The sequence below is a fragment of the Maribacter aquimaris genome (assembly GCF_014596745.1).
Taxonomy (GTDB): domain Bacteria; phylum Bacteroidota; class Bacteroidia; order Flavobacteriales; family Flavobacteriaceae; genus Maribacter_A; species Maribacter_A aquimaris.
Map to the genome: position 1 here is coordinate 278,292 of NZ_JABTCF010000003.1, position 15,866 is coordinate 294,157.

Genomic DNA, 15,866 nt, shown 5'->3' on the forward strand with positions numbered 1-15,866 from the left:
TCCTTCCCAGCCTGCAATCAATTATCATTGGATATAATAATATAACCACTATATTCAATCGTATCTTTTCAATCGCCCGCTTACAAACTTTTTGCCCTGGGCTGCAGATCGGTCAAAGAACCGATCCTCACAGCCCTGCCCGATTCAATACTATTCCGGGCTGCAATCCCTATCAGTGCAGACATTGCCCCTTCTCGGATCCCTGCCGATTGTTTTAAAGGGTCTGTTCGCTCAGGATGTATAAATATCTTGTCCTGTAGCCTCGCATCACCTCCTCCGTGTCCGGAAATATCATAGTGGACATCTATTATTTCCTGTTCCTTGTCCCAGAGCTTATGGATAATAATTGGTTCTACCTGCTGTTTCCCTTTTCCTTCCTGACTCATCTCAATATGATGTAATTCCTCCTGCGAAAGTTTATCAGAACTCAGGTAAGGGATATTCACAAATGCTTCCAGCCGCCCTTTTTTGCCATTAAAAGCAATACGCCAACCTTCCCATGGAGAGTATGTTGTTAGCATATAGTTGGCATAGACATTATTGGCATATTTGATGCTCAAGTTCATTTTGTCGTAAATGTTAATCTCTGGTCGAAACAAACAATTATCCCTTAGGTAACCATCATATTTTTCATTATCGACATACAATTTCTGGTGAAACGCATCACGTCCCCCATCTGTAATGTCCCAGTAAAACTTACAACTGTCTTTTTCATTACAGGTGCGGCAGTTTACCCCTTTTTTCTTTGGGTTGCGACCATAGAACTCCAGGTCACCACGGGCATACACCTCTTCCGGTTCCGAATCGAGCCACCAATTCAACAGGTCAAAATGGTGCGTTGATTTATGAACCAGTAAAGTACCACTGTGTTCCCGTTGACCATGCCAACGGCGAAAATAAGAAGCCCCATGAGAGGTATTCAGCATCCAGGAAAAATCCACAGAAACGATATCCCCAATTATTTGCTGACTTAATAGCTCTTTAACTTTTAAAGCATAAGGGCTCCAACGCAGGTTAAAACCTACGATTACCTTCCTTTTGTATCTTTGTTCCGCATCCAGGATAGCTTGCATTTTATCTTCGTCGGTAGTAATCGGCTTTTCGGTGATTACATCAATTCCGTTTTTCAATGCCTTAATAATATATTCATGGTGCGTGGCATCGGTAGTGGCCACAATGATCAAATCGGGCTGATGGTGTTCGAGCATCTCTTCAAAAGAGGTGTATAGCCCACATTTCTTTCCTACACCAATATACCCCGCTGCATATTTTACCCTCCCAGGATTTATGTCAACCAGTGCCGTGAATTCTAAAATATCACTATAGTTGGTTACTAAACGTTTTCCCCAAAAATCGTTGCCACGATCTCCCGTGCCAACCAATACTACCTGCATTTTTTTTCCATTGGAGGTCATCGCTGCCCTTAACGGACTGCTTAGAATGGTTCCCGCAGCGATAACGCCAATGGCAGACAAAAAATCTCTTCTATTTTGCATCGATGATTTATTTTAGATGGGTCAAAAGTTAGTTTCATAAAAATCTGCAACGTGAGGAAGAACCCATTTGCCCTCTATTACAGCATAGCGATTGGAATTCCCCTTATGGATATTCTATTTCGCAGATTCTGAATGTATTATATTTTGATAAAAAGTTTTCGTTTATACATCCAGTAGCAAATATACCATAGGCCAAAAGCCACAAATAGTGAGGTAATGATAATTGTACTGATTTCCCCTGTCCATCCAAACAATGCAGTTGAAAATGGTTTTATAATCCGATTCAGGAGATCGGCACCACCCACACTTGCGAAAATATAGATAAACAGAGGGTTCATGCCTACCACTGCAAAAAACAGTACCCCTCTTTGCATTTTCATCATATCAATTAACCAGAAAGAGGCTGCAAGAGCAAGCAAGGCCCATCCTCCACTGGCAAATACAAAGGATGTTGTTGCAATTCGTTTTATGATGGGTGTTATTGGATCGAGTCCATAACCAATAATCAATCCGATTACCCCCGCCATGACCAAATAGCCCAGTTTTTGTTTGTTTGATTTTTTGCTCATTAACAACTGCCCGGCCAACACGCCCCAAATGGTATGTGCTGAAGTTGGAATTGCATTAATAGAAACCCAATGTCCCGTTGACAATTGCCCTGAGATCAACATATCTACCCATGATCCAAAATTATGGTCGGCAACAAATGGTTGATTAAATCCCTCAACCGAAAAGGTCCGGTATAAGATCTCTGTCAGGACCAACAGTCCAATGGAAACAGCAATCTGGGTTACCACAGGTTTCCGCATTAAAAGAAAGGCCACGATAATCGTAACGGAAAGTTGTGCCAATACATTTTGAAAACGAAAAACCACTCCATCAGGAATACAATTCAATGCCCAGCCTAATATTAGAAGGATTAAGGAGCGTTTTAGTATATGTTTCAATATGGATTTATAACTATCTCCTTTACTTATTCTTTTAGAGAATGATAACGGCATGGCAACCCCAACGATAAACATAAAAAATGGTTGTATTAAATCCCAGAACCTAAGCCCATGCCAAGGGTGGTGATGAAACTGATGGCCGATATTATAAATAAGTGTGCCTTCAAGTTGCGGTGAGGTAAGGTGATTGAACAGAAAAGTAAACTCTACGATCAATAAAAACATGGTAAATCCCCTAAAAAAATCAAGGGATAATAATCTGGATTGTTTTGTGTCTTTTTGTGCGGTCATATAATAATTATTAAATAAAAAAATGGATTCAATTAAAATGCCTGTTCTTTTCATTTACAACTGAGTACCTTGCTGTTTTTGGGGCTTGTTCAAAACCCCTAGCACCACTATTCCCTTTTATGGAATCTCTTCCAAAAAAGGAATAAACCACTATCGACCAATTGTTGGTCAATTGCCAAAATCATTCTATCGTAACGGATTCGATATACGTTCCGTTTTTTGTGGTGATCTCTATAGCATACATACCCTTTGGCATCTTGCTCACATCAATGGTCTTTTTCCGGCTCTTTTTCACCAATTTCCCTATGTTGTTATAGATCTTCACCTTCTTTAGGCGCTCATTACGGTCCATCGTAATGGTAAGCAGATCATGGCCCGCAACATAAAGGACCTTTTTGCTTTCTGCCCCTACTTCTGCTTTTGGCTCATTTGCATCGTCCGTAATCGTTACCCCTGTCTTATTGATGGTAAAATAATCCTCAATCTCACCGGTTTCCCTTATGAACTTTATGACCATGTTTTGTCCGCCATTACCATCATCCTCAATTTCCATGACACAGGACCCCAATTTGTTCAAGGAAATGTACATGGCTTGGTGGTTCAGGTCCCCTCCCGATATGTGACCCGCGGATCCGGTGGTTATATAAACGGCACCTTCTGGCTGTGCACTATCTTTTTGGTATACACCATCACCATCCTCTTTGCCATCTCCTTTTCCTGTTGCCCCAACGGTATTTCCCCCGTTCGTGATCTCTTCCAGGCTAAATGTGTTGGCCAATCCTTGGTGCCCATTTATAAAATAAGAGCGTTCATAAGAGTGACTATGGCCGTTTAAAACAAGATCAACCCCGTTGGCCTCCAACATGGGCATGAAATTTTCACGCATTTCTATCAATCGATCTTCGATGTCCGAATCATGTGACCCTTTGGAGTAGGCAGGGTGGTGGAACAAGACTACGATCCAATCCTGCGTTGTGTTCTGAATATCGCTTAACGCCCAATTGTACATGGGATCCCCTATGGCCCGACTTGTATGATGGGAGTCTAGGCTGATTACATGGATATTGGCATAATCAAAAGAAAAATAGGCCTCTGTCCCTGATGGCGTCCCTCCTGCTTCCGCTTCCTTTGGGAAAGTGAATATGTCATAATACGGACCGGACTGTGTGGCCGAATCGGCAGAGTAGGCATCATGGTTTCCCAGACAGGACCATGCTACGGACTTTTTGAACATCTCGTAATAAATATCAAAAAAGGCACTTTGGTATTCTTCATCGGTACCCGTACTATAGGCATTATCCCCTAAAAACAACATCATGTCCGTTTTACCGGTGTTCGTTGCCGTAGTGTCCACATAATTGTAATACGCATCCCGTACCTGCCTTTGAAAGGCATTTGCCGTACCGGGGTCGCCTATAATCCAAGCACGGACAAATTGGTCCGTTCCGGGGGTGGGTGCCGTTATTACGTACATATCGCCGGAAACACTCTCCGACAGGACCTCCGTTGCGTTCCCTATGTTGAAATAGTATTTCGTGTTCGGGGTCAAACCGGATAAAGCAACTTCGTGTTCGGTCGTCAAGACCTTGCTTGTCTCGTTCTTGGTCAAAGAACCCAACTCCTTGCCATAATTGACCACGGATTCCGTAGCCGTATCCGTTCTCCATTTTACGATAACGCTCGTTGGTGTCCCGGTCTGTAAATAAGGGCCCCGTTCAACAACTACGGAGGGGGTGTTCTTTATAGAGGTGGCAATGGGGCTATCGGCCGTTGCGGTTTGTGAAAATGAATTCACCGTGAACAACATAAGTAAAATAAGTGTACTTTTTTTAATCATGATCTCTATTTTTATAATTGAGCTTCCAAGCTCTTGATTTGTTCTTTTAATTTTAATATCGCATTCATATTCTTAAACTTCATATCCAACCGATCAATGGTACCTGTGGCCAGTTTCAATGAGATGATCGCTTCTTTTGGTCTGTTAATTTCCGCTAGATACATCGCCTTCTTATAATACCAGAACTCCCGCCTATCGTATTCAAGTAAGAAATAATTGTATTGGTCCAATGCTTTTTCAATCTGACCTGAATTTTTCAGAAGGTCCAATTTTCTGAGCTGGAGCGATAAGGTGTTCGGTCCAAGTAGCTTTAGGCCGGACTCGATCGCGTCCAGGGCAGCTACCTGGTTTTTGTCGTTCTCGGCAAGTATGATGTCACAGTATTCCAATATGTCCTCAGGACGAAGGTCCCTCATATTATCGATGACATAACGGTAAGCGTACAAGGACTTTTTATATGCCCCTAGTTCAAATAATATTTGAGCCTCAAGCTTTTTCGCCTTTACGTCACTACTTCCATCCACTTCCAAATAAGAGGTTATACTTTTTAGGGCAGCATTATAATCCCCCGCCAGATAATTGACCTCGGCAATCCTATACTGTAGCGCCTTATCCGTATTTCCTAAAGACCTTGATTTAAGGTAGTCCTCCTGGGCCTTTGTGTATTCAATATGCTGTTGATACAACAAACCCCGTTCATAGTACAGCCGAAAGTCCTTTGGACTTTCGGATATCTCCCTCGTTTTCTCATTTATGCGCTTTGTTAAATCCCCATGCCCGAACACTTGCGCTGATAACAAGGAAAACATAACTATAAATAGTGCTTTCTTAATTCCGTTCTGCATATTTCCCTTTTTGTAAAACATCATTCCCATTGGTTACCGTACTTTTTTCAAAAAATCAATCTATATGGATAAATTCATAAAACAAACACGGTAACTTCCTATTCGTTGACGTTTGATATGATGGTATTATTTCCTAGAAGCAAACAGTCTATTTAATCCTATAATATTACCGGTTGGAAACAGGTATAATACTAAAAGGGAAAACAGCTCGATCAAGTTCTTATTTACAATGAGGTAACTTCCTTCCGCTACGGCACTTGCTTCTATCCCTATAAATGGGGGATTACTAATATAATACAAAAACAATAATACCATTCCACCAATACTGGCCCACCGACTCAATAATCCTACGATTAGGCTTAGCCCGATCAGAACAAGTCCCCATTGGTTACAGAAATTAATCACCTCTAGGACCCCCGAATTTGATGCCATGCCTTTGAACAAGTTGGCAAAAGGCCCTTGTGAGGCATTCAAAAAACCTGCTGCCGACCAATGTGGGTTTAAAACTTTCACGACTCCCTCATAAAGAAAATGCCATCCAATAAGCACCCTAAGGATTACTAGTGCAGATACCTGCCAATTTGAATATTCGCTATACTGATTATGCTTTCTCATTTCTATCTTGATTTTTTAAATAACTAACCGATTATTGCTTTTTCATTTACCTTATCCCAGGTAACCACCTTCTTGTGTTCATAAGCCAAATTTGCCAGATTGAATGTTACTGCCTCCTCGAAACCTGCCTCAATGTCACAACTCGGTTTACCTTGTCCACGAATTGCATCAACCCATTCTTTCAGGTGCAACAATGTTGCCTCAACGGTTTTACCATCAATGGTTGTTGGTCCATAGCCACCTTTCATATAAACCTGGGAAGTTGCAGAAGAAATAGCATCCACATCATCATCAGGAGCATAATAATAGAATGGGTCGGAGGGATCAAGGATAATATCCTTGTACCTATCAGAATGACTGTCCTTATACATTAGAATTGCCCTGTCAACATCAACCGTACCGGCAGAACCTAAAATACGGGAAGGTCTATAGGCATCATTTTTTAAATTTCCATCGTAGGTCATTGTCAGACCCCTTTCTGGGTAGTTGAAAACTGCATTGAATACATCGGGCATATCGCCGTGATGCTTGTAGTAATATTGACCTCCTAGTGCAACCACGGTTTCGGGAATTCCAAGTTTCAATACTTGGTTCATACATTCGAATTGATGTGACAAATCATTCCCGGTAATACTTGTACCGAATTCGCTATAACGCTGCCAGCTAAAATATTTTTTACGATCAAATTCACATAAAGGTACATTCCCTAGGAATTCTTCCCAGTTAATATTGTCTTTGTTCCCCAACTTGTGGTCAAAGGCATCATCACGTATCCATGCCCCGAAATCGGTATTCCTGTTGGTATATACCTGAACCATACTAACATCACCAAAAACACCCTTCTCATATAGCTCATTGGCGATTTTAAAGCTCATTTGCTGGCGATTTTGATGCCCTAATTGAAAAACTACGCCCGTATCCTTTATAACTTTCCGTAGTTCAACAGCTTCCTCAATACTATGCGTCATAGGCTTTTCCAGGTAAATATGTTTCCCTGCCTTTGCTGCTTCAATCGCTATCTGTGCATGTGTATGATCGGCCGTTGCAATTATGATCGCATCAATATCATCAGATGCAATCATTTCTTTATAACTTGAAAACACCTTCGCCGGTTTCGGATCACGTTTTTTACCAAAGGGTCTCAAATCATTTGCCGATATTTCCACCCCACGTCTGGTATGAACCTCGAAAGTATCGCACACAGCGGCAAACTCAACATTCAGGTCTTCCTGATCCAAGAATTTCTGCATCCCCTTATCGGGTATCCCGTTCTCACTGCTATCTTCAACATAATCCGGATGAACATAACCAAGGGATTTTAGTAACTGCTCTCCGCGCCAACCATTTCCTACCACACCAAACCTTATGCGATTACCGCTATTTCCGGTTGGAGGCGACAATTTTTCTTCGGAGACCTCAATCTTATCGATTTTTAACCTTTCAAGGTAATCTTGAGCCTTGGCTTCTTCAATCTTTAGAAGATTGGCATTATAAGCATATCCGAAATATCCGAGTACCGGTAAGGTTGCCAACGCTTTAATGGTATCCCGACGGGACATTCCATTTGATTTTTTTTCTTCCATTTTTTAACTTTTATTCGTTTCTGAAAATTATATTTTCGGGATATTAAAAGCCCTATTTCAGGTAGGTCTGGTTTTATTGACAACACCCATCCTTCTTATCCCATTTTTTAAACTACATTTTACCCTTGTGTAAAAGAAATAATTAATTGCTATTTATTAGCTGTTATTTCAGTGAACTCTATAAAAACAACTCCATTGGCTGGAACTAAGAACTGATGATAACCATCAATTATAAATTCAGAATCACCCCAGATGTCTTTCATTTTAAATGCATTCTTATTCTCAACCACGTTGTAACTATCCACGATTTCAGTAAATCCAAGATCATACTTGGATAATTTAACATTCCGGTCTGTGGTGGTTCTATTGAAAATTCCGATCCAACCTTTTCCCGGCTCATCCTTATCAGATGTTAACCACACTTCAAGATTACCCGCTCGATAAACATTTACCCCCATTACGCCATTTTGGTTACAAGCCAACATTTCTTTATTTGTAAGCAAGGAATACGAAAAATCATCCATCGTAAGCAAGTCGCCGCCAATGAATAACGGTGATGCCGCGAGTGCCCTTTGTGTTAGGAATGTTTTCATTTGATCTTGTGTAAAATGGCTCTGTCTATTTCTTCCTTCTTCAGGTACGTCCTCTACAAAATCAGGGATTTCTATACATAACCTTCCGAATGGAATCATATCCAGATCAGGCCAAAAATCCTTCCCTTCCAAGCCGGAGAATTTTTCCCAGGCATAAAACCCTTTTTCAATACTTAACTGATTATCCCATATATCCGATGTAATACGCAACATGTTTGCTTTTTTATAGTAAGGTAAATCAACCCTTGTATTTACACCTCCTGGAGAAAGACTGTACATCATCTTATGTCCGCCATTTTCTATGGCTTTTGCGATAGCCACAATTTCTTTGGGATTTGGAACCATATCGTCGACCTTGATATAGTCAACACCCCACGATGCCAATTTATCTATCAATGAATTATAATACTCCTGCGCTCCAGGTTTGCTCATATCAACCCCATAGTTCTTATCGGACCACACACATATACTTGTTGTATCCGCAATGTCTCTTGCCCTATATGGTGTCCCCTTTATGGGAAGATTTTTTTCGACAGCCGATTTTGGAATTCCCCGGATAATCCAAACACCGAACTTTAAACCCTTTTCATGGGCATGATCAGCCAATGCTTTTATCCCACTTGGGAAATAGGCTTTGGAAGGTTCGGGTAAACCATAACCATCAAGGGTAAGCCCTAATTTTTTCTTAGGGTAATTTGTTCCCTTATAAAGTTCTACATTATTATACCATCCGGCATCAACAACAAAATATTCATACCCAAAAGGCTTGTACTTTTCTGCCATTATATCGATCATGGCGTTTGCTTTCTCTTCGTCCAGAAAAACCAAATAACTATCAAAACTGTTGTATCCAAGAGGAGGTGTTGGAGCTAAACCCGAGATTGCCCCCCCTTTTTTTCCATTAAGCTCTTGGGACCTCAAAGGAGGATAGATCATTACAAATAAGATTAATAGGAATACATTGAATGTGAATCTCGATTTCTTCATAGATTTAATAGATTTGAATATATTATACGATTAGATTTTTAAGCATTTTTACAAGGATTGAAACTATTTATTTCCTACCACCATATTTGGATTTTTTGACTTTGATTTCCCCAAACGAATACCAACCTTCATTATCCCTTCCCTCAATGGCCAAATTAACTTTAGGTTCATGTGATTGCGGATCTACTATACCCACCTGCATTTGATACGTTCCGTTTGGCATATCCCAAGGAATTGCAATTGCATCGTCATAAATGATATCACCAGGTAACCATGATTTAATATCGGCATCCGTAATAAACACTTCCGTTCGTTTTTCGTTGGTAAGCCTAATGGCCAAAAGAAAATCCTTATAAATGGGAGCCACACCCTTATTTTCCCACCATGAATTATACGGGACCATTTCCCCGGGGACAGTATATTCAGGATAGGCAATAGTGCGTAATACAAACCGGTATCCCATCTTCTTAAGCCAGTCATCTACCAGATCTTTCCATTCTTCCGGCACTGGCGATGATTTGGCATTAAACGAGGAGATATGCCATTTTAAGGATTCATTCAAAATATACGCAACGTCTTCCCGGTCATACCCCTGATTCTCTTTCCACCTAAGGAATGTTCCACATATTTCGAAACTTAAAGGTGCACTTTTCCATGCCTCCCTAACCCCACAATTATGTATTCGTTGTGGATACAGATCGTACATATGTGCAAAGCCATTTTCTTCAGCAGCCCAAAAATCGAGATCACCAATACAATCGACCCTCCAGCCAATATCCGCAAGGGAACTTGCATACTTATTCGTTTTTTCATCCATTAACAAGGCAATTAAGGGCGTTTTTGTAAAGGATTCGGTATATGCTTCCACCAACAGTTGCATTGTGTTTTTTGAAAGTAATTGGGACCCTTCACCTTCTCCCCACGCACCCACAATAGCGAGGTCGATTCCCTCAACATTCGGATGGCCATCATACCTTGCCCCCAGTGCCCGTACCATTCTTCCGAAATATTGGGCATACCTTGGATCCTCGGGATTTACAGCCCATTTTGGTACCGGACTCTTCCATTCGTGGTTGGGGTCAACCATTTTCCTGTACCAATTGGGAACATCCTGTTTACTATCGTTACCGTAAGGAGCAATCCTTATCATTAAGGTCTGTCCTCTGCTCTTTGCGGTATATAACGCCCGGTCAAGCAACTCCCAATTATACTTCCCATCTGCAGTTTCTATATACTTCCAATACACCCGATAGTATGCAATTGTTGTATCAGGGTAACCTTCATTGGTCAAATCCCCATCAAATTCCTGATAGTCAATGGTAAGTCCTTCGGTCCAACCATTACCGGAATTCAGATTGTCACCATTAAAACGTTGAAAGGTCATAAATCCCTTGCCAGGATTGGTCAAAACATCATCAATCTCTATAGGCCGGGTCCTAATTAATTGTTGCGCGGACAATTCGGCAACAAACAATAAGACAGCACAAAATGCAAATGCGTAATTTTTAATTTTTGTCATTTAATACTCTTTTCAGTTTTAACCTTGTCGTCCTATTCGTTAATTGTACTTTAAAATTGTGTGCATGGTTCAAAAAGATAGATTTTGAATCACAAAACAATCGTTGTGTTTTATATTGGTAGTTAATCCAATTTCAACCGGACCCCCTGAATCCTCATCAAAAAGCTGAATGGCTAACTGGTAATTTCCCCTAGGGTCTACGGGTAGGGCAACCTTATATTTTTCGGTTGTTATCTGGTTCGGCATCCAGTCCTTATTTCCTGAATCCTGAATTACAAATTCGATAGTTTCATCTGAATTATCCTCAGGAATTAATTTTCCCTTTAATTGATATCCGGAATATGCGGGGGCAACACCTTTGTTCAACCATGTGATTTCAAATGATAATTCACCATCGACATAATCTGTGGTTTGAATAGATTGAGGGAAATACCAATACCCACTACGATTGAACAATTCTACTGTCAATTCCGGATTATCAGCTAACCACTCACCCAAATAACCATGAAACCCAATGTAGGTAGGGTGTATTAATTCCATTGCATTTCTGAATATCTCGGCACCACTTACCTTTACTCCTGGAATAATTGTTGAACCATTTTGACCCATCCAGTGTCCATCCTTTTTTACCTGGGCATAATGTTGCAACTCAAAAACGGTTGGTCGGGTTTTATAAACCGCTTCGAAAAAATGGGGTTGGCTTACCGTCCATGTGTCCAAGTTGTCCTCTACATCCACCATTGGACTATCATCTCGAAAAGAAAAACCTTTTTCTTTGGCAAAATTCAGCAACTCCTCCATCTCTTCTTCCGACTTTCCAAATCTTAGCAAATCGTCTGAAACAACCAATAAAGCGTTTTTGTAATGTTTCAAATATAAATTCAAATGTGTTTTAATCTCATCATTGGTAGCCGGAATACGTGTTGAATAATAGGTATGACCTTCACCCCACTCACCAATACTTCCTACATCGATGTATCGGACCCAGGGTTTCCCATCATATTTTTTGGCGAAAGCCTTATGAAAATTATCCAATTTCCCAAGATAGATAGGATCGTCCCAATCGGGTGTCCAAGAGGCTGACCCATACTCAGGACGATCAATGCCCGATGCCCCAGCCTCGATCACCCAGTATGGTGTTGCATACCTTATGCCATCTACTTCGACAGGAACACTTCCGGGAGCCCCTCCTGTTTCCTTACAGGTGATGCGAAATGAAATCTTATACCCCATTGGTACATATTTCTCCACTATACTATCAATATACGACCAGTTGTATTTTCCTTCTTCGGGTTCTAGGTAAGCCCATGCCAGACGAAGATACAGATGATCCATTCCAACAAAAGTCGTTAGATCTTTTTCATCCTGGATAAGGTATCTTTCAATACCATTATCGAGCATGTGATGATACCAGCCTTTATCCGGATTAATAAGTGGGCGGAGGGTGTCCCATTTACTTACAAGATCTGTTTTTTGTGGACTAAAGTTCTCCTTCGACGAACAAGAGAAAATGAGTGTGACAAATATTAAAGAAACTAATTTCTTCATAGATTTTAATACATTTAAAACTGGATTTTCATCGAGCCCTAAAACAAAGTTTATTCTATTATTGATAATTCAGTTTAACACCTATTTTTAAATATCAAATATGCGTGGGACATCCTTTTTTTAAGTTCCCATTGAAGCGAACGTAACGGTTTCCTACGTACTATTTCATCTCTTCGATAATATCCTTCCCATCAATTTTTTACCAGCTTATTATTAAAATAACGAAGGTCATTCGCTAATTTTCGATAGATATCTTTTGGTAACATGGTTGGGTTTGTTTGCCCAAACTCCGCACCTCCTAAATCATATTCGCAATGAATGGTTATGGGTTTGGTTGTCAATAGACGCTGGGCATCATCTGCATACTTTTTAAAATCAACCATTCCTTCCCCTAATGGAATCCATTCCGGCTCCCATCTTTTTTCCCCTTTCTTCCATAAAAAATCTTTTATGGCCAAGCTATTTATCCACGGTTCTATTATTTTCAAGGTCAATTCCCAGGAGTAGCCTCCTTCAACCGTTGCATGTGCTATATCATACTGCACTCCAACATATTCGGGGTCAAAATCCTTTAATATATAATGTAGGTCCCAAATAGCACCGCCTACCATACCCCACGGGCCTGAATGGTTTTGATACCCCCCTTTAATGTTATATTTCCGGTTTAATTTCTCAAGCTTTTCGAGCCTACGCTTGCAGTTGTCAAGGTTCTGAAAAACCGGTAATTTATCATCGTATTTAAAGTATCCCATACGATAATAGCTGATGCCGGAATCAGCCGCCGTTCCTAGAATATCTTCCGTTAATCGATCATTCGCATCATTTATTCCCGTAGCGATCATGGGTACATCAACCCCTGCCTTTTTCAAAGTCTTGACGGCCTTAGGTAAATCCCTTTTTACATTTTCGGGCAATACATGCCCATTATTTCTCACCGTTAAGTCAGCCCCACCGAATCCTAATCTCGCCAATGTTTCCCCTAACTCCTCGTAATTGAGGAATTGAAGGCATTTCGAAAACACACACACCTTGTTATCAATGGGTGATGGAATAAGTTGTGCTGCCAATGTTGGGGCAATCCCTACCCCAGCCGCCGTAGCTGAGGTTACTTTTATAAATTTTCTTCTCGTAAAACTCATTTTAATCATTTTAGGCTGACAAGATTGTCCGGCTACCCCAGGCTACCCTATATCAACTATTGTTAAATACTAAAGCCTAATCTCATTTTGTTTCCTTAAAATAGATATCAAAGACATTACATAATTCATCACCTAGGAGTATCCAATCATCCGATAAAGGTTTTTTATCCAAGCCTTTGATCCAATGGGCATTTAGTTCATATATCAATGCATCTATATCATACCTTGCCATTAAGCCTTCTTCAAATGATGTTGTCCCAAAAAAGGAAGTAGTTTCGCTGAACCACGTATGCTCCCGAAGTAAACCTTCCAAAACCTTCATGTTTTCCACATACCCTTTCTTTTCTTTACCCGCAGTCGAAAAGAACAGCGGTCCGTTGGAGTCATTGTGGAAATCGATGGCAAGATCCGGTTTCATCCCTTTTGCTATCATAGCTTCCAACCATTTTTCCATGGCGGCATTTTCGGGAGCCAAAATGGGATCGGCAGGTGCTGTCAGGTTCCGGTTGAGATCCATACCATTCAGATTAAACCGCGAAATCCCCCTGGCCACACCATCCATATTTGCCATAGGTAAAATGTAGACCGTATAATTTTCTAAATATTTTTTAGATTCCCTTGAATTGTCAAGCAATTTCTTAATGATTCCTTCAACGACCCAGTTGCCTCCTGGTTCCCAGGCATGAACCCTGGCCCTTATAAAAATCCGGTGTGGTGCATTATCCCCTCCGACTTGGATGATCTGAAGCTTTCTTCCTTCGACAGTATTGCCGATAGGGGTGATTTTCACCAACTTATTTTCCTCAATGTCCGAAACCAGATTTTGAAGATCGCTCACCCGATAAGGGTCTACCCTTGCGATATAAAGGGAATCGGATTCCATGTGTATTTTAACTTTCATTCGCTCACCCTCAATCCATTCCACAGGGACGTGTTCCCATTTCCTGTCATCGGGAGAGGTGATGCAATCCATGATCCAAGTATTGAAAGGTATTTTCTTTCCGTTATAGATTTCACTGAAATTATGAAAGACCAAGGTTAGATCGGTTCCCTTTTTCGCTTCAAGCAAAAAATGCCAATGATCATAAGCCCGGTTCAAGGAGTTCCGCTCATAGTCGTAGTTCAAAAAGATATTTACGGTACTGTCATTGGCCAACTCCCAGTTCAGGCTTGACCCATTCTCGATCGTGGTTTTGATATAGGTTAGCCCTGATTTTGCCTGTTGTTCCGGTATTCCCTTTTCGTTACCGCTTAAAGCATATTTCGAAGAAAAGGCAAAAATCACGATTACGATTGGAATAAGAAACAGGATTCTTGATTTTGGGCTGAATAGATTGAACTTTCTAATATTTTTAATCATCTTAATAGGTATTGTTTTATTTTGAATACTCCGGGTAATCCCTATTTTGGGGTTACCCTTTTCTTAATTTTTTCTGCATATCAGTAGCACTCTTAATATGGTCTATATGCGTTTTAAGATCAAACTCCTCCAGAATATCCGCGATTTTCACTTCGGGAGAAAGGCTTTCGATAATCGACCACTCCTCTTCATTGAAGTTGGTAATTTTCACCTTTCTTCCATATTTCGCATGAATGTCCTTGAATTTCCTGACATAGGGCCAAGTATGCAGAAACGCTTTCTCAAGATTCAAGGGGGCTATGGCCCAATACTTGTCCCAAAATCCGGTTGTTGCGATTTCATCCCCGGTTACATCACATATTTTAGCCGTACCGTTGAGTGTGCTTGAAACCACACAATATTTGTTCTGCCAGGCCCTGGTATTTATCGCTTTTCCTCCGGAATATGCGGAAGGAAAAAACACAATCTCAGCACCCTTTGCCTTCAATTTCTCCCACCCATCATTCCACTCAAGGTCGAAACATATTTGAACTCCAATTATCCCGAAATCTGTTTTAAATACTGGGGGATCAAGTGGACCGGGGGTAATCCCCTTGCCCATCTCTCCTTCGGTGGTATGTGTTTTTCGGTATTCTCCCAATACCTTCCCTTCCCTATCTATAACCACTGCTGCATTATAATACTTGCCATTTTCAACCGTATAAAGTGGACAGATAATATACGTTTTATGCTTTCTGGCAAACTCGGCAAACCTACTTGTTATTTTTCCCAAGGGTTGCTCTGCAACTTCCGCTATGGATATCTTTTCCGAAATATGGAAAAATGGAAAAATTTCAGGAAGACAAATTACATCAGGTTTATAATTTACAATATCCGCCATATGACCCAAGACCTCGTCAACCATATCCTGGTAATTGGCTGCGTCAATCTTTGTCAATGTCAGTGTAGCGATCCAGACTTCCCTTGGTAACTTTGAAGGCAACGGTTCCCCGCTCACATTGGAGGCGGAAAATACTGTTGAAGGAGTTAATGCAATCCCTGCCCCCAAACCTAGTGTAGAGTTCCTGATAAAATTACGTCGTTCCATATTGTTTATTTTAGAAGTT

General features: G+C 40.8%; 12 protein-coding genes. All 12 read right to left on the minus strand.

Annotation, left to right across the window (positions count from 1 at the left end; translation table 11 throughout):
- Positions 1–80: 80 nt before the first annotated feature.
- Positions 81–1,496 (minus strand): Gfo/Idh/MocA family oxidoreductase, encoded by a 1,416-nt coding sequence (locus tag HPE56_RS07165; RefSeq protein ID WP_188243085.1) that lies wholly within the window; start codon positions 1,494–1,496, stop codon positions 81–83.
- 137 nt (positions 1,497–1,633) lie between these two features.
- Positions 1,634–2,734, minus strand: coding sequence for an acyltransferase family protein (locus HPE56_RS07170; RefSeq protein WP_188243086.1), 1,101 nt, complete (start codon positions 2,732–2,734; stop codon positions 1,634–1,636).
- Positions 2,735–2,915: 181 nt separating this feature from the next.
- Complete coding sequence (locus HPE56_RS07175) at positions 2,916–4,571, minus strand: metallophosphoesterase (protein WP_188243087.1); 1,656 nt, start codon at positions 4,569–4,571, stop codon at positions 2,916–2,918.
- An 11-nt stretch (positions 4,572–4,582) separates the two neighbouring features.
- Entirely contained in the window at positions 4,583–5,416 is an 834-nt protein-coding gene (locus HPE56_RS07180; RefSeq protein WP_188243088.1) for a tetratricopeptide repeat protein, read from the minus strand.
- Positions 5,417–5,542: 126 nt separating this feature from the next.
- Positions 5,543–6,031, minus strand: coding sequence for a DoxX family protein (locus tag HPE56_RS07185; RefSeq protein ID WP_188243089.1), 489 nt, complete (start codon positions 6,029–6,031; stop codon positions 5,543–5,545).
- Between the two features lie 23 nt (positions 6,032–6,054).
- Positions 6,055–7,614: a Gfo/Idh/MocA family protein gene (locus HPE56_RS07190; protein WP_188243090.1), complete on the minus strand. Its 1,560-nt coding sequence runs from the start codon at positions 7,612–7,614 to the stop codon at positions 6,055–6,057.
- A 149-nt stretch (positions 7,615–7,763) separates the two neighbouring features.
- Positions 7,764–9,194 carry a glycoside hydrolase family 27 protein gene (locus HPE56_RS07195; RefSeq protein ID WP_188243091.1) on the minus strand — a complete coding sequence of 477 codons (1,431 nt, stop codon included), beginning with the start codon at positions 9,192–9,194 and terminating at the stop codon, positions 7,764–7,766.
- 67 nt (positions 9,195–9,261) lie between these two features.
- On the minus strand, positions 9,262–10,713 hold the full coding sequence (locus HPE56_RS07200; protein WP_188243092.1) for a DUF4832 domain-containing protein: 1,452 nt from the start codon (positions 10,711–10,713) through the stop codon (positions 9,262–9,264).
- Positions 10,714–10,782: 69 nt separating this feature from the next.
- A complete protein-coding gene (locus HPE56_RS07205) occupies positions 10,783–12,261 on the minus strand; it encodes a beta-galactosidase (protein WP_188243093.1) in 1,479 nt (492 codons plus the stop codon).
- Between the two features lie 191 nt (positions 12,262–12,452).
- Positions 12,453–13,400: a sugar phosphate isomerase/epimerase family protein gene (locus tag HPE56_RS07210; RefSeq protein ID WP_188243094.1), complete on the minus strand. Its 948-nt coding sequence runs from the start codon at positions 13,398–13,400 to the stop codon at positions 12,453–12,455.
- 82 nt (positions 13,401–13,482) lie between these two features.
- Complete coding sequence (locus tag HPE56_RS07215; RefSeq protein WP_188243095.1) at positions 13,483–14,760, minus strand: M14 family zinc carboxypeptidase; 1,278 nt, start codon at positions 14,758–14,760, stop codon at positions 13,483–13,485.
- Between the two features lie 52 nt (positions 14,761–14,812).
- The gene (locus HPE56_RS07220) at positions 14,813–15,847 is read right to left on the minus strand and encodes a carbon-nitrogen hydrolase family protein (RefSeq protein WP_188243096.1); all 1,035 of its coding nucleotides are present in this window, start codon (positions 15,845–15,847) and stop codon (positions 14,813–14,815) included.
- Positions 15,848–15,866 lie beyond the last annotated feature (19 nt).

Bases quoted from the DNA above. Each gene is read 5' to 3' on its own strand.
- HPE56_RS07165 (WP_188243085.1), bottom strand. From the start codon at position 1,496: ATGCAAAATAGAAGAGATTTTTTGTCTGCCATTGGCGTTATCGCTGCG.
- HPE56_RS07170 (WP_188243086.1), bottom strand. From the start codon at position 2,734: ATGACCGCACAAAAAGACACAAAACAATCCAGATTATTATCCCTTGAT.
- HPE56_RS07175 (WP_188243087.1), bottom strand. From the start codon at position 4,571: ATGATTAAAAAAAGTACACTTATTTTACTTATGTTGTTCACGGTGAAT.
- HPE56_RS07180 (WP_188243088.1), bottom strand. From the start codon at position 5,416: ATGCAGAACGGAATTAAGAAAGCACTATTTATAGTTATGTTTTCCTTG.
- HPE56_RS07185 (WP_188243089.1), bottom strand. From the start codon at position 6,031: ATGAGAAAGCATAATCAGTATAGCGAATATTCAAATTGGCAGGTATCT.
- HPE56_RS07190 (WP_188243090.1), bottom strand. From the start codon at position 7,614: ATGGAAGAAAAAAAATCAAATGGAATGTCCCGTCGGGATACCATTAAA.
- HPE56_RS07195 (WP_188243091.1), bottom strand. From the start codon at position 9,194: ATGAAGAAATCGAGATTCACATTCAATGTATTCCTATTAATCTTATTT.
- HPE56_RS07200 (WP_188243092.1), bottom strand. From the start codon at position 10,713: ATGACAAAAATTAAAAATTACGCATTTGCATTTTGTGCTGTCTTATTG.
- HPE56_RS07205 (WP_188243093.1), bottom strand. From the start codon at position 12,261: ATGAAGAAATTAGTTTCTTTAATATTTGTCACACTCATTTTCTCTTGT.
- HPE56_RS07210 (WP_188243094.1), bottom strand. From the start codon at position 13,400: ATGAGTTTTACGAGAAGAAAATTTATAAAAGTAACCTCAGCTACGGCG.
- HPE56_RS07215 (WP_188243095.1), bottom strand. From the start codon at position 14,760: ATGATTAAAAATATTAGAAAGTTCAATCTATTCAGCCCAAAATCAAGA.
- HPE56_RS07220 (WP_188243096.1), bottom strand. From the start codon at position 15,847: ATGGAACGACGTAATTTTATCAGGAACTCTACACTAGGTTTGGGGGCA.